Origin of the sequence: Paenibacillus sp. M2, from assembly GCF_046713495.1 — a bacterium.
In the GTDB taxonomy this organism is placed as follows: domain Bacteria; phylum Bacillota; class Bacilli; order Paenibacillales; family Paenibacillaceae; genus Paenibacillus; species Paenibacillus amylolyticus_B.
In genome coordinates, this window is the sequence record NZ_CP169648.1 from 4,195,520 (window position 1) to 4,212,027 (window position 16,508).

At 40.2% G+C, this 16,508-nt stretch carries 16 protein-coding genes and 2 pseudogenes; 5 read left to right on the forward strand and 13 right to left on the reverse strand.

What is annotated here, in order from left to right; translation table 11 throughout:
* The first annotated feature begins 85 nt into the window (after positions 1 to 85).
* Positions 86 to 631, forward strand: a complete 546-nt coding sequence (locus ACETMN_RS18935) for a cupin domain-containing protein (protein WP_047843398.1) — start codon at positions 86 to 88, stop codon at positions 629 to 631.
* A gap of 96 nt (positions 632 to 727) precedes the next feature.
* Here ACETMN_RS18935 and ACETMN_RS18940 read toward each other — a convergent pair whose 3' ends face one another.
* The 8 genes from ACETMN_RS18940 to ACETMN_RS18975 form a co-directional block, all read right to left on the reverse strand.
* Entirely contained in the window at positions 728 to 1,402 is a 675-nt protein-coding gene (locus ACETMN_RS18940; protein ID WP_091020712.1) for a GntR family transcriptional regulator, read from the reverse strand.
* A gap of 102 nt (positions 1,403 to 1,504) precedes the next feature.
* Complete coding sequence (locus ACETMN_RS18945; protein ID WP_091020711.1) at positions 1,505 to 3,139, reverse strand: extracellular solute-binding protein; 1,635 nt, start codon at positions 3,137 to 3,139, stop codon at positions 1,505 to 1,507.
* 35 nt (positions 3,140 to 3,174) lie between these two features.
* Positions 3,175 to 4,047: a carbohydrate ABC transporter permease gene (locus ACETMN_RS18950; protein WP_091020710.1), complete on the reverse strand. Its 873-nt coding sequence runs from the start codon at positions 4,045 to 4,047 to the stop codon at positions 3,175 to 3,177.
* 12 nt (positions 4,048 to 4,059) lie between these two features.
* Positions 4,060 to 4,989: an ABC transporter permease gene (locus ACETMN_RS18955; protein WP_411736425.1), complete on the reverse strand. Its 930-nt coding sequence runs from the start codon at positions 4,987 to 4,989 to the stop codon at positions 4,060 to 4,062.
* Between the two features lie 587 nt (positions 4,990 to 5,576).
* Positions 5,577 to 6,368: an HAD family hydrolase gene (locus tag ACETMN_RS18960; RefSeq protein WP_091020708.1), complete on the reverse strand. Its 792-nt coding sequence runs from the start codon at positions 6,366 to 6,368 to the stop codon at positions 5,577 to 5,579.
* Between the two features lie 28 nt (positions 6,369 to 6,396).
* A complete protein-coding gene (locus ACETMN_RS18965; RefSeq protein ID WP_411734942.1) occupies positions 6,397 to 6,906 on the reverse strand; it encodes a hypothetical protein in 510 nt (169 codons plus the stop codon).
* A gap of 125 nt (positions 6,907 to 7,031) precedes the next feature.
* Complete coding sequence (locus tag ACETMN_RS18970) at positions 7,032 to 7,241, reverse strand: DUF896 domain-containing protein (RefSeq protein ID WP_017688036.1); 210 nt, start codon at positions 7,239 to 7,241, stop codon at positions 7,032 to 7,034.
* Positions 7,242 to 7,336: 95 nt separating this feature from the next.
* Positions 7,337 to 7,714, reverse strand: a complete 378-nt coding sequence (locus tag ACETMN_RS18975) for a LysM peptidoglycan-binding domain-containing protein (RefSeq protein ID WP_091020706.1) — start codon at positions 7,712 to 7,714, stop codon at positions 7,337 to 7,339.
* A 296-nt stretch (positions 7,715 to 8,010) separates the two neighbouring features.
* Here ACETMN_RS18975 and lexA point away from each other — a divergent pair, with 296 nt between their 5' ends.
* Positions 8,011 to 8,637 (forward strand): transcriptional repressor LexA, encoded by a 627-nt coding sequence (gene lexA, locus ACETMN_RS18980; protein WP_017688034.1) that lies wholly within the window; start codon positions 8,011 to 8,013, stop codon positions 8,635 to 8,637.
* Positions 8,638 to 8,742: 105 nt separating this feature from the next.
* Here lexA and ACETMN_RS18985 read toward each other — a convergent pair whose 3' ends face one another.
* The 4 genes and pseudogenes from ACETMN_RS18985 to ACETMN_RS19000 all read right to left on the reverse strand — a co-directional run bounded on the left by ACETMN_RS18985 (position 8,743) and on the right by ACETMN_RS19000 (position 12,401).
* Positions 8,743 to 10,044 carry an aldehyde dehydrogenase gene (locus tag ACETMN_RS18985; RefSeq protein WP_411734943.1) on the reverse strand — a complete coding sequence of 434 codons (1,302 nt, stop codon included), beginning with the start codon at positions 10,042 to 10,044 and terminating at the stop codon, positions 8,743 to 8,745.
* 48 nt (positions 10,045 to 10,092) lie between these two features.
* Positions 10,093 to 10,233, reverse strand: a pseudogene (locus ACETMN_RS18990) (helix-turn-helix domain-containing protein); the annotation flags it as partial.
* 219 nt (positions 10,234 to 10,452) lie between these two features.
* Positions 10,453 to 10,599: pseudogene (locus tag ACETMN_RS18995) on the reverse strand (peptidase G2 autoproteolytic cleavage domain-containing protein); the annotation flags it as partial.
* A 782-nt stretch (positions 10,600 to 11,381) separates the two neighbouring features.
* Positions 11,382 to 12,401 carry a phosphotransferase enzyme family protein gene (locus ACETMN_RS19000; RefSeq protein ID WP_411734944.1) on the reverse strand — a complete coding sequence of 340 codons (1,020 nt, stop codon included), beginning with the start codon at positions 12,399 to 12,401 and terminating at the stop codon, positions 11,382 to 11,384.
* A gap of 1,200 nt (positions 12,402 to 13,601) precedes the next feature.
* Between ACETMN_RS19000 and ACETMN_RS19005 the strand changes: the two genes are divergently transcribed.
* Entirely contained in the window at positions 13,602 to 13,910 is a 309-nt protein-coding gene (locus ACETMN_RS19005; protein WP_411734945.1) for an Arm DNA-binding domain-containing protein, read from the forward strand.
* Positions 13,911 to 14,149: 239 nt separating this feature from the next.
* Complete coding sequence (locus ACETMN_RS19010; protein ID WP_411734946.1) at positions 14,150 to 14,707, forward strand: site-specific integrase; 558 nt, start codon at positions 14,150 to 14,152, stop codon at positions 14,705 to 14,707.
* Here ACETMN_RS19010 and ACETMN_RS19015 read toward each other — a convergent pair whose 3' ends face one another.
* A complete protein-coding gene (locus ACETMN_RS19015) occupies positions 14,708 to 15,031 on the reverse strand; it encodes a YolD-like family protein (protein ID WP_411734947.1) in 324 nt (107 codons plus the stop codon). It abuts the gene before it with no gap.
* Between the two features lie 709 nt (positions 15,032 to 15,740).
* Between ACETMN_RS19015 and ACETMN_RS19020 the strand changes: the two genes are divergently transcribed.
* A complete protein-coding gene (locus ACETMN_RS19020) occupies positions 15,741 to 16,055 on the forward strand; it encodes a hypothetical protein (protein ID WP_091020702.1) in 315 nt (104 codons plus the stop codon).
* Positions 16,056 to 16,508 lie beyond the last annotated feature (453 nt).

The following is a 16,508-nucleotide window of genomic DNA, read 5'->3' on the forward strand; positions in this document are numbered from 1 at the left end:
CGAATATGAACGGAATTTGAGAATCGACAAAAACAAAGCAATCCGATATAATTCAATTAAACCAAGTGGAAAAGAGGGAAAGAACATGGCTGAAATTGTTATCCGAAATACGAACGAACGCATCACTGGTGACGAAAATGTTCGAAATTTCTTGAACAAATACGAAGTATTATATGAGAAGTGGGACGCATCCAAACTGAACACTGATCTGCAAAATAACTTTGGATTAACTGATGAACAGAAAACCGAGGTTTTGGAAACTTACGATTATGAAATCAGAGATTTGGCTGCACGTCGCGGATACCAGATATGGGATGTCATCACGCTGTCCGAACAAACACCAGATATCGAAGAAAAGCTGGCCAAGTTCGAAGAGATCCACACCCACGCTGAAGATGAGATCCGTGCAATTGTCGCTGGTAAAGGAATCTTTGTTATCAAAGCTACAGATGATGTGGGCTACTTTAATGTAGAACTGTCTCCTGGAGACGTTATCTCTGTACCTGAGAATACACCGCACTTCTTCACTTTAATGGAGAACAAACAAATAATTGCTGTACGTCTGTTCATCGAAAAAGATGGCTGGATTGCAGATCCATACCCTGATCCTACTTTTATCAAACAAGCCTAACACTCTCGTGTTACAACTTGCTTAACCAAAACCCCTGTTCAATTGAACAGGGGTTTTCGCTTATTCATATGGAGAGTAGTATACAACATCGGTGCATTATATAAAATAATGCGGGTATTTCGCCTTAATCGATTCCTGTTCAATAACAACTAGTCTAAGGTGAGCTTCCATCACCTGAACAGCTTGCTCGGTCTGACGTTCTGTGATAAGACGATAAATCTCTTTGTGCTGGGAGATAATGACCTCCAGGTTGGAGTCTTCCGCTAGACGTAATAAACGCAACCGATTAAACGGAATATTCAGTTGTTGCAACATTTTCCATGTTCTCAGCTTACCCGTGCCCTGGAACAAAATCTGATGAAACTCTTCATCCAGTTCAAAAAGCCGATAGAAATTGTTTTTCCCTATACAGACTTCCTGCATTGCAATGTTGGTTTCAAGTCGAAATCTGAACTCTTCAGGAAAAGAAACACAAGCCAAAGTCACGATTTCCTTCTCCATCTTCTCCCGCATAAACCTGCCTTCTTCCACATGCTCCAGATTAATATGAGAGACGATCGTCCCACTCTGGGGAATAATGTCCAGCAGTTCTTCTTCAGCAAGCTTCATAAATGCTTCTCTCACGGGTGTTCTGCTCACCTGCAGTTCATCTGCAATCTCTTTCTCCGAAATCTTCGTACCCGGCTTAAGTTCCAGATGAAGAATCCGTTCTTTTAACAGGTTATATGAATATGCCCGGGTCGAGCCTCTAATTTTTTGATTAAGTGACATGCCTAGACCTCTTTCTATCAGCCGTATTCATTCATCTTAGCACAAATTACCGTTCCACTTATATATCGGTGTGAAACGGTAATCTGGCCAGCATCAACTATATTATTGCTTGTTTTCTTTGTAGGCTTTGTACGTATCATTTGCCAGTTTCAGATAATTAGATAACCCTTGACTATCCAGCTCTTTGGCAAACATATCGAATTCAGACAAGTCCCGCTCACCCAAGATAAATTTAAGTGTATTTTGATCCGAATAATCTTTCAGTGGTGTACTCAGAAGCGTCACCCGTTCACGGTCCTCAGAAGAGTAAGGAATCGGTGGTTCTGCCGGGATCACTTCCTTGGTATCCTTCATGTCTTGTTGGAATTTCAACTCTTCTTCACTAAACATCGATTGCAGCAGATCTGTGGTACCACCATAGGCAAATACTCCACCAGAGAAACCAAAGTCAATACGCAGATCTTTCGTTCCTTTCGGATTCAAGCCATTGTAGTTCACGTCTTCTACCAATTTACGTGTTCCGCCCTCTTTGGTAAATGTTTCGCCTTCAACGCCCCATTTGGCGAACTCTTGACCCTCATCGCTGTAGTATAACCAATCAATAAATTGCATAATAGCTTTGAAGTTTTCGCTTTTTTGAATTTTTCCGGATATCATGACACCGTTTTCAAGTCTGGAGCCAGACATTAATTGCCCTTTTGGACCACCAGGTACTGTAATCTTTGCAACTGAGTATTTACCTTCTCCCAGCGTTTTGTTCATATCATTTCGGTGCAGCACCACCGTTTGGGAATTACCATTAATCATGAATGATTTGCCGGATACAAATTTCTGTACAGCCTGATCATCATCCTGTGTGAAACTTTCTTTGTCCAGCAATCCTTCGGATACCAACTTGTTAAAGTACGTTAGCATCTCTTTGTATTCTGGTGTTGTAGCCGTGTACACAAATTGATCCTGATCTTCCTTATACGTCAATCCGTTACCAAAACCCCATCCAGCCTTGGTACCAAAGCCGGTAGCTGCAATACCTAATGTGCTATTAAATTTGAAACGGTCCGAGAACGGAACGGAATCCGGGTACAGCTCTTTGAGTTTCTTTGCTGCGTCATACAGTTCATCCCATGTGGTTGGGATAGCAATGTTATTTTCTTCAAAAACATCTGTTCTTACGATTAATGTATAATCTGGCCATACTTCTTCATGCAGACCCGGGAGTACATAATACTTGCCATCTTCCTGTCGAAGTCCTTCGATTTCTTCTTCCAATCCCCATTTTTCCACTTTATCCTTGAAGTTGGGCATCAAATCAATATAATCACTAACGGGCAGAATCGCACCGGAGGATACAAAAGCAGATTCTTCACCAGGATAGGTCTTTGGAATAACCAGCGGTGCATCACCAGAACTGATTAGAAGAGATCTCTTCTGAGAATAGTCACTCATAGGAACAATCGTTGGCTCAAGTGTAACACCAGTCATTTCAGTCAACTTTTTGAAAAGCAACCAGTCTTTTTTGTACGGATAGGTAGGTTGATCACTATACAGTATCGATAGATTAAACGGCTCAGTCGCCTTGAATGTATCCCCTACATTGTACGTCTCCATCGCTGCCTTGGTTTGAACTTCTGTGACGTCACCTCCAGCTCCAGTACCGCTACTACATGCTGCCAGAACAACGGTCATCATTGATGCCAACACCATTTTACCAACAAACTTACGTGGTTTTTGATTCATTTAGGTTATCCCCCTGAATTTGGTTTAGGTTGACCTTACTGCTTAACAGACCCTAACATGATACCGGTTACAAAGTATCTTTGGACAAATGGATAGATGGTGAGTATCGGCAAGATGGTGAGTACCATCGTTACTGACTTAATATTGGCAGCAATCTGTGTCAGGTTATCGGCTGAGGTTGCACCGGCAGTCGCTCCGCTAGTCGCTCCTGCAATCATATTGCGCAAATAAATGGTGACCGGGAACAGTTCTTTTTTGTCCAAATACAGAAAGGCTGGGAACCATGAATTCCAATGACCTACTGCGTAGAACAGCACCATGGTTGCCATAACGGCTTTACTTAGCGGCAATATAATGCGTAGCAAGATCCCGTAGGTGTTCAAACCGTCAATGGAGGCAGCTTCCTCCAATTCTTCAGGCATATTTTCAAAAAATGACTTCATGATCAGCATGTTGTATATGCTAATTGCGCCAGGAACAACAAGTGCCCACATGGTGTTGTTGAACCCAAGGGAATTAATCAACACATAGTTTGGAATCAATCCACCACTGAAGAACATCGTGAACACGGCGAACATCGTCAAAAACTTGCGACCCATCAACCTCTTTTTGGACAGGGCATAGGCGAAAATAGTCGTCATGAACATGGAGATTAACGTACCTACTACAGTGTAGATAATTGTATTTTTATAATTAGTCCAGAACATGCTGTCACGCGAGATGGTCTTATACGTCTCCACATTGAATCCTCTTGGGAACAAACTAACCTTACCCGAATTAATATACGACTCACTACTGAAGGATTGTGCCACGACATTTAAGAATGGATAGAGCGTTATAAATACCACGAACAGCAGAAAGATGACATTGAATACTTTAAATACCTTATAAGATCTGGATTCCTGCATGATGCTCCTCCTTTACCATAAGCTTCTTTGTGTCAGTCTGCGTGAGATGGCATTTACGGAGAACACCAGAATCAGACCGATCAGCGATTCGAACAAGCCAATTGCGGTAGCATAACTGAAGTTACTGGATTCCAGTCCGACCCGATACAGGTAAGTGGAGATCACATCAGATGTCTCGTAGATCAGTGGGTTGTACAAGAGCAAGATTTTTTCAAATCCAACAGCCAGGAAATTACCCATGTTCAAAATCAATAACGTCACAATCGTTGGCAAGATCCCTGGTAACGTTACATGAATCGTCTGCTTCCACCGGTTGGCACCATCGATACGTGCAGCTTCATACAAAGAATCATCAATGGTTGTCAGTGCAGCCAGATACAGAATCGCTCCCCAACCCATACCCTGCCATACCTCAGAAGTGATATAGATTGTTCTGAACCACTCAGCCCGCTGCATAAAAGGAATATTGTCTCCGGTGAAGAAAGCCACCAGTCCATTAATGGAACCATTCACTGCTGTCAGCTGCAGGATCATACCTGCAACGATAACGATAGACAGAAAATGAGGCAGATAAGACGCGGTCTGTACAAACTTTTTAAATCGTTTACTCTTTACTTCGTTAAGCATCAAAGCAAAAATAATTGGAACCGGGAATGTAAAGAGTAACGCAAGTCCGCCTAACATCAGCGTATTACCGAATACTCTCCAGAAGGTAGGGTCCTCAATGAACATTCTGAAGTACCTTAATCCAACCCACGTTTCTCCAAATATACTTCCCCCGGGAACAAAACGTCTGAACGCAATCACATTACCAATCATCGGTCCATATTTGAAAATAAGGAGATAAATGATGGGAAGGATTAATAGTGAATACAGCTGCCAGTCTTTGCGGAACAAAGTTGCTGCCGTTCGTAATCTGCTCTCTTTACGTAAAGATGTCATGGTTAACGTTGTTTTAGCGGTTTCCGACTCCATGTGTTTTCACTCCGATCCAGGACTTGATAAGTAAGAGTAATTCATGTACATTTCCCATCGTTTCTCCTCTTGTAGAAGACAACAGCTCCTTTAACTTCACCCCCACTACGAAATAGATGTTCGCCAAATGTAAGCGATATCAATTTGATGTATTATGTAGAATCACACAATCCAAGGTGCTTCACATCATTCATTAGCACTTAATAAGTGGTGTGATCTCCAAATCGAAAGAAGCTATTCTAAAATATTAAGCGCTTACAATTAATCGAAAATAATAAGCAATAACTCCCTGCTTCCATTTAATGAAGTAGGTCAAAAAGAAATTGCTTAGGACAATCTAAATACTAGTCATACTAGTATGTTAGTTATATTTTAATCCAGCTCCCCCCTAATTTCAATAACTTTTAGCAAAATAAATGAAAATCTCATTTAACAAGGCAACTTAGTCGATAAAATCAAATTAAAAAACATTGGTAACTTCAAGAACGATATCATCGTTCATTGAAGCTTCCAATGTTTCAGGGTGCTGAGGTAAGATGTTATAGCTGATCTGCTCAGAACTTAGCAATAAGTTGATCTAATTCGGATAAATGCGTGATTTCATGGTCGGGCGCATACGTTTCATTGTTGGTCTTATGCTCACGGTTAATCCATACGGCTTGGATGCCTGCTGATAGAGCACCACGAATATCCGTCGTCAACTTGTCCCCAACCATCATGCTCTCTTCGGGTTTAACACCCAGTTTACTCAAAGCATGCTCAAATATGGACGGATCTGGTTTTCCTTTTCCAAAGTTACCCGAGATAATAATCTCATCAAAGAAAGGAGTCAATTCAGGTACACCATCCAACTTCTCTTGTTGCAAAGCAGGACAACCGTTCGTTAACAGCAACAGTTTGTATTTCCCTTGTAATTGACGCAAAGTATCCATCGTTTCTTCGTACACATGAGGTCTGGATCTACGTTCTACTCCAAACTGTGCGGCCAGTTGTTCAGCAAGATCTTCCCGATCTATACCCAACTTCAACAAGCCACGACGCCAGGATTCTTTACGGTAAACTGGAGCAAGTTGTTCCAACTGACGGAACTCAGCTTGATCCCCACCTGTAAAGTTGGCCCAAAGGCCTTCAAACGGATTGATTCCAATCATTTTGGTAAAAGGAAAGGTCTCATAAGATTCATACAGTGCACGTGCCTCGTTACGAACAGCTTCTTCAAGTTCCTCCGGTTTGACCCCAGTCTCTTGTGCTGCAATTAGACAAGTCTCATGAAAAGCTTCTCGAACACTACGCTCATCCCATAATAAAGTATCATCCAGGTCGAACAAAATCGCTTTTAACGCCATTCCGATCATCTACCCCTTTATGCAATAATTACTTTTTGACGGTTTCCACGGTGATCTGGTGTGCTTTTGCAAATTTCAGCAAACGTTCTGCAATCGCATCTGTATCGTAACGGTTCAATAACTTGGTGAACACCCATCTTTTCCCGCGACTGTTATGTTCGATAACAACTGTACCCGGTTCAATTCTGAATTTGACGATATCTTCAACCCCGATTGAACGTTCACGATTACCCTTCGTCGTTATAATCCGATTACTGCTAATCTTGATGTATGGACGGCGAAGCATGAAGATGACTGCCAAAAATACGTAAAGCAGCATGGTCACCCAGTCCCAAGTTGTCATTGGAGCTTGCACAAGGAATGTGCTCATAAACAGATACAAAAAGGCGAGACCGATCAAAAATATTGGGAACAACAAGCTGCGTCCCTTAAAGACTTCTTCACCTGGTGTACCAGTGATTGGTTGACCACTTTTTTTGCGCTGCTGATTTAACTGCTTGGAATTTTTCTTAACCGTTCTCTCGAACGAACGCGACATGTGAATCCCCCTTATGTGTCTTTGTATCGGCTTACATAATTGCAAACCAACATTTCCCCCTATAAATTGCACACTCAAAATAACAGGAAGAAACCTAAATATCATAATGATATCATTAGGTTTCGTTAGTGTTTGAGTTTGCCTTGGTGGCCTTTGTCATTCTCATCATCAACAATCTCAATGGTATCCAGTTGTTGTCTGAAATTGCTGCGAATATTGCTCAAATAAATCTCTCTTAGCTCGGCACGTTCAGCAAGTTCTTCCTCTGACAATCCCGTGGACTTTTGCTTACGAGCCAATTCGTTAATGCGTGCTACCAGACTATCTATATCCAAGCTTGTCCCCTCCAAAAATACAAAGTCATATTAACTTTGCCATTATAAAGGCTGCTTGTCAAGCTGACACGCGCTAACACTCATTGACGTGCATTTTATTCTGCAAATTGCGGTAGAGCTAGTACTTGTCCCACTTGGATGGAAGTTGTATGAAGTTGATTCACTTTCTTAATTGCTTCTATATAAATACGCGTATCCATATTCGTCGGTTTATGTTCCAAAGAAATACTCCATAATGTTTCCCCTTGTGAAACAGCTATCTTTCCTCCAGGCAGAACATCATTCTCATTGCCAGCAAATACAGTTAAAACAGTGCTGCATCCAATAAATATAATCAAAGAAGTAATGGCTACCTTTAACATCCATGAAGAAATCTTGAAACGCGCTAAAACCTTCTTGTAGTTCCCTATGTTAGACTTAACCAGTTCCGAATTCATTGGTTCATAAATGCTTTGATAAGTAGAATATCTCATTAAATACCCGCCCCCAAACGTTTGTTCCTATCTGTTGGAATCAATATAACACGAACACTTGTTTTGTTCAATAGATTTTTAGAACAATTGTTCGCTTCTTTTTTGAAGGAGAAATATCTTAATTCAAACCCTTCTGCAAAGCATTTGCAGTATTACGCTCTGACTTTTGGACAAATTCGGTTCTATAAGTTAAAACACACTGATTATATACCATTTTATTTAGAACTTATGTTTGTACGAACGGAGGTTCTATGTTATAATTTTCCCAAACGTTACTAAAATGGGGTTGATACGGTATGTCGAAGATATCCAGCAGGCAGCAGGCTATTCTGGAGTTTATACGAAATGAAGTCCGGTTGAAGGGGTATCCTCCTTCCGTACGGGAAATTGGTGAAGCGGTTGGACTGGCTTCCAGCTCAACAGTACATGGACATTTGGATCGTTTGGAGAAAAAAGGTTTGATCCGACGCGACCCTACCAAACCAAGAGCCATTGAGCTTCTGAGCCAGGAAGAATCTGAGCATTCTCATCAATTTGCTCATAGCGTTGCACGTATTCCTGTCGTTGGTAAGGTTACAGCCGGGGTTCCAATTACTGCAACCGAGAACATTGAAGACTACTTCCCTCTTCCTACACATTATGTAGGTGAACAGAAAGTGTTTATGCTTTCAGTAGTCGGGGATAGTATGGTGGAAGCAGGAATCGTTAACGGAGATTATGTAATTGTCCGTCAACAACAGACTGCTGATAACGGCGATATCGTCGTTGCAATGACTGAAGACGATGAAGCTACAGTGAAAACGTTCTATAAAGAGAAAGATCATATTCGCCTTCAACCGGAGAATGCGACCTTCGAACCTTTACGTTTGAAACATGTTAGTATTCTGGGTAAAGTCATTGGCCTTTTCCGAGATATTCATTAATATTTAACTTGAGTAACAAAACTAGATGTAATGAAATACGAAAGAGGTTGCCCTGATGAACAGGACAACCTCTTTTTTTCATGTTTATGTTATTTATGCGGCTAATTATTCACTGCGTTTCAGAACACTCTTGTGATGCGAGAACACATCAAAGCTCTGTTGTCCGTGATATGAGCCCATACCGCTCTCTCCGACACCACCAAACGGGAGATAGTGTGAAGTCATATGAGAAAGTGTGTCATTAATACATCCCCCACCGAAGGATACTTGATTCAGAACCTGATCCTGCAGTTGCTCATCCTGTGTGAAGAGATATAGCGCCAATGGTTTTGGCCGGCGAACAATCTCATCCAGCATAGGATTCAGGTCACTGTACGTAAACACAGGAAGAATCGGACCGAAGATCTCTTCTTGCATCACAGCTGATTCCCATTTCACATCTCCAAGTACAGTCGGCTCAATGAGCAACTGCTCACGTACAGAACGCCCACCAATTAGCGTTTTGCCATCTGTGAGGAATTTCGACAGCCGATTAAAGTTACGTTCGATGACAATATGCGGGAAATCAGCGTTTTGTAACACATCATCCCCAAATTTATCTTTGATCTCTGCGCCAATCAGATTGATCAATTCATCATGAACTTGTTCATGCACAAGCAAATAATCCGGAGCAACGCAAGTTTGGCCTGCATTCAGGAACTTACCACGAACAATTCGCTGGGCCACCAGCTTCAGATCTGCATCACTATACACAATAGCCGGACTCTTACCACCCAACTCAAGAGTTACAGGAGTCAAGTGCTCCGCAGCTGCCTTCATCACAATGCGACCAACACCTGTGCTGCCTGTGAAGAAAATATAATCAAACTTCTCTTTCAACAATGCTGTACTGGCCTCAACTTCTCCTTCCATAACCGCAATATACTCCTGAGGGAAGATCTCCTGAATCAGATCATACGTCAGACGAGATACGGCTGGTGTTAATTCAGAAGGCTTGATAACTGCACAGTTACCGGCCGCAATTGCTCCAATCAGTGGGCCAAAGGCCAGTTGGAACGGATAATTCCAAGGTGCAATAATAAGCGCCACTCCGTATGGTTCCGGGTAAATGATACTCACCCCATCCGGCATAGCCGAATTGGTTGGGACTTGTTTTGGTGCAGCCCATTCCTGCAGGTGTTCTAATGCAAAATCCAGTTCACCCAGAACAATGCGAATCTCGGAACCGTATGCTTCCGCCTCAGATTTGTTCAAATCTGCCCGAAGTGCATCTTGAATCCGTTGTTGATACTTTTCAATTCCCTTTCTAAGCTGTTGCAGCGCATTAATCCGATACTCGATATTTTTAGTTTGTCCTGTATAAAAAAATGTACGTTGTTCTGTCACTAGTTGTTTTGCCTGATCCATAATAACATCTCCAATTAATTATTTAAAATTTAATTGTTCAAAATTTAATTAAAGTATACCTCTTCTATATGAAACTTTCAACATACAAATGAAACATCCATGCTCCGCCTGATAGGATCCAGTTGAAGCTGCACGCTCTAATTCACGGCAAATGGTCGAAGGATGTCTGTCCAGTTCCTTTGCGATTGCTCGTCAGCTTTTGCCTTGCTGGTGTAGGATTTCTAGCTTGCTCCGTTCAATTATACTAAAATGTCTGTAGCTCATGGCTGGATTCTCCTTGTGTGAATGTGGTGTAGGAACCTTCATTCTACATGAATCCAGCCATAGGCCTTTTTTATTTATTTCCAGTAGGTGTCGCACTTCATATTACAATCCGTCTACACAAAAAAAGATATAACGTTCTATACACTACCCGTTCTCTCGACATGTGCCATCATCTCTTATCAGAAGTTTTCCCATCATTCCTACAGCTACCCATTCTGGACGCCCCAACCGAGAAACGTAAGTCTGTAAAGGATCATACTGAGGATTGATTAATGCTGTTTTCAACGTGTGTGATGGGACTGTAACCTCCCCGTTTCCATATTTTCATCGACGCTCTCCTCATTTCATTTAGTGTATCTGAGGTGGCTTCGAGTGACCAATTGGATTAGGAGGTTTTAAAGATATAAAAGGGGTTCTTAATAATTACATTAAGCTAATTCTGCAGAATATGAAGTTTAAAGCTTCACATAATCGATGGTTTGATGCATCTCTGCCTTCTCCATCTTCCAAGAACATTAAAATCTCTAAGGAACTCATCGAACTTATCCCTCAAATCGATGACCAAGGAGCACTTCGAAGCTCCCCCTCCAGCTTCGTTGTTAACTTTACCGCATACTACTCTCCGTATAGGACGGATGCTTTCCATATAAAAGCTCGATCTTCCATAATGCCTCAACCGTATTTGGCATCTCGCTGTCCTGAACATCCGGCGCAAACCATCAAGCCCCTAGAAAAGAAAAAAGACAACCCACCAAGTCGAGTCGCCTTCATTCCAATTCAATGCCAGTTTAAAAAATCACGAAACGACCCAAACAGCTCCGTCAAAATATACCCCAAAATGAAGGGGAACTAGAGAAGCTGAAGAACAACTGGATCGGACAACCTTCATGAATAAGCAGAAATCTTCATAATAAACAGAAAAGTTCCAGCGCTAAGTACACAAGTAGATCTTATATAAACTCGAAGTCATAGCTCACGTTTTTAAAACTTGAAATGAACAAACACTCTAAACAGCGACCTATTGTAAATCATCACCATAAGATATCATTATTTTAGCCCGGTATCGGTTAGTATTAATCCACATTTACAGGCTCGATCACTTCGAATAAAAATGGATTACCATTTAAATATTCTCTTATGTATGCTTGGGCATACTTTTGTTCATCGATTAAACTGGTTGTTTCTCTTGGATCAGAGGCGTGATGACAGCAGTTCTCGATCATGAACATGACAAAAAAACATTCCAGATCCCGAATATAGTCCGTTTCCAACTTCCTAATACTCTCATAACCTTGGATAAGCATCCATCGATGCTTTGGCCAAAGCTCCAATATGTTGCCTGCCATATCGTAGAGATAATATCCGTACCCACATCTTCCAAAATCAATCGCATAGGGTTGATTATCCTCAAAAACCATATTACCGGTATGTAAATCAGCATGAATGAGCCCATAGTTATGTTCACTTGGATGCATCGTGGTAAGTTGGGATACAACCTTCTCAGCTGCATCTTGATACAGCTTCCATCCCTCTTCGGATAAAAAACGCTCATAGTAACATTCCAACTTAGCCATTTCACGTTTAAAACTTTCTACTCCCCAAGTAGGTCTTACAAAATCAGAAGGTGGATTGAAATCCTTTGCTGCTGCATGGAGCCTGCTCATCAATACACCCATATTATATGCTTGACTATCTGTAAATTCACCTGCTGCTTTTTCACCCTCTATCCATCGCATCATCGTTATATAAGGGCGCCTATATCCTGTCTCTGTTTCGATGTCCAATACATAAATACCATCACAATTTGCCATCCCTTCTGGTACATTTAGGTCTTTCGATTTGTTCAGTGCTTGTAACAGTAGGAGTTCCGAACGAATTTCCTCTCTGCTTAATCGGTCCGAATGAATGCGAAGTAAATAATTGTTATCTGTACTGGTTTCAATTTTATACGTGATCGTATCGGATAGTTGAATAAACTGGATGTTATCCCATTCTAAATCATACTTTTGAATAGCAGATAAAGCGACTTTCCTTGCTCTGATTAATAACGCCCGCCGTTCTTCATCAGTATCAAATCTAAAAAAATCATTCATTTGTTATCCCCCTACAGTTTTTATGAAGTACATAACTACTTCTCTTATATGTTATTATAACGATAGTAAAAGCTTGAAAATATGTAGTAAACAATTTAAACTATACTATACACAAAAAAGTCACATTAGAATTTCTTCCAATGCGACTTTTGTTAAACTATTATTTTATATAAACGATCTCTTTAATAGTATCGTTTGATAAGGCAAAATCGATCTGAAAGTTTCTCGATAGTGTCACCATCGAGAAACGTAAACCAATCCAACGTTCATATACTTTTGTATTTCATTTAGAAATTCTTCTGGAAAGATGATGTCGACATTTACATATCTCATGATAGCCGCTCCTTAAAATAGTTGAATTTTAAGGTAGCAAAGTCTACACTATAATAATTATCACTATCCGGATTTAAGCGGTTACTTATATTATTAGCTCTATACAAACAACCGCCGTTGTTCATAAATAGACTTTGCATAGAACATATCTCGAACCTTTTCATAGTGTCTCTCCTTCCTAAATAACATTCAAACTACAATATGTCTTCATCGGAAATAGAATGCTATATCAATAGTTACATATTGCTCCAAGTGGGCGAAGTGTTAACACTATACAAATAAGTTGTTTGAGCGAAACTGTCACATCTCATCTATTCCTTACGGACTATCAATATAAGACACTCCACATGTATCGAGTACGTGAATACTTTAAGCTCCTTCCTGCAAACTCAGCGTTCCCGATGCAATATCCAGTTCAATTCTCTGCTTTATCACTAGCGATGATATGGTTCACCGCAGTTAATCTTAAACTAAACTGCCCACCAGCTTAATGAATTAGAGCAGTGACAAGTAGTTAAATACTTATTTAATCGGTAATCAGATCATTTCCTTGTCCTTTTCGGCAATCGGTACAAGTTCTGGTCTTGAACTTTTCCGCAAGAAACCTCTGCACTAATCCAAAAATAGTTATTGGAGCCAAATATGACTCCTGCACAAACGAGCCTTAGTTACCGAAGGCTCGTTTTTTGATGATTTTTTTAAAATATCTTTTCCGACTCTAATTCCAAGCTCTTTCTCCTTTTTCATCTTTAACCCAGAATATTTCACTACTCTGCTCAAAATTGATTAACTTACGCTTACACCGCTGTGAGGCGGTTTTACATACAAAAAAAAAAAAAAACTAACGCCCTAGTAGGAGGAATGAAATTGGCAAGTTTCAAGAAATTGAAAAGTGGCTGGAGGTATCGGTTAAAGTACACCGATCCGTTCACTCAACAACAAAAAGAGAAATCCAAGGCTGGTTTTCGAACTAAACCAGAGGCTGAACTAGATGCTGCTGAATTTTTAAGGCAGCTAAAGCAAGGGTTTGAACAGACAGACATTCCTTTGGTAGATTACATTCGTAATTGGATTGATAATTACAAAAAAGGTGTTGTCAGAAAGAACACCATCAAACTACATGATAACAATCTTAACACCCATATCAAACCTTATTTTAAGCGTCTGATGCTCTAGGATTTAAAACCAGATATGTATCAAGTCTTTTTGGACTCTCTATTTAAAAAGGGACTCAGTAAACGAACGGTCGAGATCATTAACTCAACAGTATACTCAGCCATAGAGCATGCATTGATTCAAGGGAAAATATCGCAATCCATGTAAAGGTTCAATTATTAAAGGAGAGCACAAAAAGAAGACGATCCAATTCATTGATTCAGAGGACATTCCCAAATTTCTTCATACTTCTCGAGGAGATGGGTACATTTATTGGATTTTCTTTAAAGTGCTACGAAAAGGGTGAGGCTGCCGCTCTAAAGTGGTCGGATATTAATTTCAAAGAAAAGATGATCCGCGTGGATGAAACACTCGATTTTCAAGCTGAAGATAAGAACGAACTTTTCGGAGATACAAAAACCGAAAATTCTACCCGCACCATTAGTGTAAGTAACGGAATTATAAATGATTTAAGGTATCATGCTTCATGGCAGAATCAAAATAAGATCAATTTAGGGGAGTCAATGTACAGACACTATTTAAACCTAGTCTTGTGCAAAAACGACGGTAGTCCGATGCCTAAATCTAGTCTCATTAATGCTTCGAAGAGGATTTTGAGAAAGGCTGGTTTGAGTGAGGAATTAACAATTCACTCCTTGAGACATACCTATGCCGTGGTCATGCTTGAAGCTGGGGCTGACATCAAATTTGTACAAGAGCAACTTGGACATGGCAGTGTGCAAATTACATCAGATGTGTATGCTTATACAGATATTATAAAGTATAAGCTCTCAATTCCAAAGCGACAATCTCATTAATTAACAGAGACAATTTCGGCTAAAGAAACCCAGGAACTCATCCTCTAACATCAACTTTATTTCACACCTTGCAGAGTTTAATCCCACAACTACTCCTGATATCGGCTCTTCGAAGAAAGGGCTAAATAATATCAAATCAACCGCACTACTTCTATTATAAGAGTCAACAAGTACTTCACTGATCCGTTGCATTTCCTGATCGTCCAGTTCCGGCTTACCGCGTCTTTTTTGTTGTTCACACTGAGCCAACCATGCCTCTCTGTGTTCAGGCATAATCATCCTGGATGTCTCATACAACCCGTTATCCTTCAGTCTGCTACGCACGACAAGCCCCCCTTAATATTGAGTCCAATAGTCAATGTTTCCAGACGGTGGCGCGTGGTCTACCTTAAGCCGTTCTCCCTCACGTTCCCAGCCTTCCAAGATCACTATGTTGGCCGTGTCAGACCTATCTTCCCAATGGATGTATTCCGCGAATATAAGAGCGTCCAAAGCAGCCATGACATCTGGCTTATTCTTCCCTGTTTTAATCGTTAGCTCGTGAATAGTGGGAAACCTACGCCGCCCACCTTTGTAGTTGTACAAGATCCGTAGGACCTTCCTTTGGAAATCCGTTAGCATGGTATCACCTCGTTTATATTATATGCGAACATACGTTCTTTTAAGAATAACAAAAATACCCAGTCCGTAGACTAGGCACATTTATAGTACCACTTATGGGAGAGAGTAATAATATCTTACACCATTTTATGTAATTTTATTCTTCTTCCATATATGTTTAGTTCCCCTAGTGTTGCTCCCAAGCGCTTGCATAGATTAAGCTGCAGAAGTAGTAGCTATTTTAAAGCTGTTTATTTTGGTCATGTGTCATTAGCCACAGTACTCGTATATTGCCACCGACATCCCACTAGTGAAACTTGTTCCTCCGCCATAAGAATACATTTTTCATTTTGTATAGAAAAATTTGACATATAAATAATGTAAATATATACTATTAAATAGAAATATATTCTAAATTAGAAGGGTGATACAAATGAAGAAAAAGCTTATGATTGGTCTTTTAACCGTCGTTACATGCTTTACTCTTGGCTCTACATCTTTTGCAGCTAGTGATATGACCAAAACTTCAAACAATACCACAACGGAAAATGTGAAAGTAGCCCCTTATGCTTCGAAGGATATTTATAGAGGAATATTCTACTCTAAACAGGATTACCCTGATGGTAACGACATACCAAATAAAATTTATTATTCTGAAGGAGCCTTATCTGGTTGGTTAACGCTAGTTGAGGCCAGAAGCGCTTCATTTAATTCTTGGATTGCCTATTATGAAGGAACCATTAATTAGTTGTAAAAATGAATTCTGGTTTGGAAAAAGAATATGATCTTCCAATGGATGATGTAAATGCATTCTTGAATGTTCGAGATACTCGCATCGGCCCATCAAAATTTGCAATTAAAAAATACAGCAACAACAAAGGTCCATTCAACAAGCGTAAAGATTACGTAATCTTTGATAAAAATTTTAACGTTTGAAGTAAGTGAATATACGACCAAATAAATAAAGAGCAGTGAGGTTATCCCTCCTGCTCTTTATTTATTGCTATTTTTTTAGGTGTTAGTTACAGGTAGTAACGAATTTTAAGTTTGGCTCCAACATAGACTTGACCAGCATTTCTATTCTCTTGAAAAACTTTATGTAATTCTTCCTCAATCAACGGCTTTAATTCTTTCACAAGAACATCTCACCTTTCAGCTCTAAACTCAAACGTATCACGAAAGTATCTCTTCCCCATGATCT

Bases quoted from the DNA above. Each gene is read 5' to 3' on its own strand.
- ACETMN_RS18935 (WP_047843398.1), top strand. From the start codon at position 86: ATGGCTGAAATTGTTATCCGAAATACGAACGAACGCATCACTGGTGAC.
- ACETMN_RS18940 (WP_091020712.1), bottom strand. From the start codon at position 1,402: ATGTCACTTAATCAAAAAATTAGAGGCTCGACCCGGGCATATTCATAT.
- ACETMN_RS18945 (WP_091020711.1), bottom strand. From the start codon at position 3,139: ATGAATCAAAAACCACGTAAGTTTGTTGGTAAAATGGTGTTGGCATCA.
- ACETMN_RS18950 (WP_091020710.1), bottom strand. From the start codon at position 4,047: ATGCAGGAATCCAGATCTTATAAGGTATTTAAAGTATTCAATGTCATC.
- ACETMN_RS18955 (WP_411736425.1), bottom strand. From the start codon at position 4,989: ATGACATCTTTACGTAAAGAGAGCAGATTACGAACGGCAGCAACTTTG.
- ACETMN_RS18960 (WP_091020708.1), bottom strand. From the start codon at position 6,368: ATGGCGTTAAAAGCGATTTTGTTCGACCTGGATGATACTTTATTATGG.
- ACETMN_RS18965 (WP_411734942.1), bottom strand. From the start codon at position 6,906: ATGTCGCGTTCGTTCGAGAGAACGGTTAAGAAAAATTCCAAGCAGTTA.
- ACETMN_RS18975 (WP_091020706.1), bottom strand. From the start codon at position 7,714: ATGAGATATTCTACTTATCAAAGCATTTATGAACCAATGAATTCGGAA.
- lexA (WP_017688034.1), top strand. From the start codon at position 8,011: ATGTCGAAGATATCCAGCAGGCAGCAGGCTATTCTGGAGTTTATACGA.
- ACETMN_RS18985 (WP_411734943.1), bottom strand. From the start codon at position 10,044: ATGGATCAGGCAAAACAACTAGTGACAGAACAACGTACATTTTTTTAT.
- ACETMN_RS19000 (WP_411734944.1), bottom strand. From the start codon at position 12,401: ATGAATGATTTTTTTAGATTTGATACTGATGAAGAACGGCGGGCGTTA.
- ACETMN_RS19010 (WP_411734946.1), top strand. From the start codon at position 14,150: ATGGGTACATTTATTGGATTTTCTTTAAAGTGCTACGAAAAGGGTGAG.
- ACETMN_RS19020 (WP_091020702.1), top strand. From the start codon at position 15,741: ATGAAGAAAAAGCTTATGATTGGTCTTTTAACCGTCGTTACATGCTTT.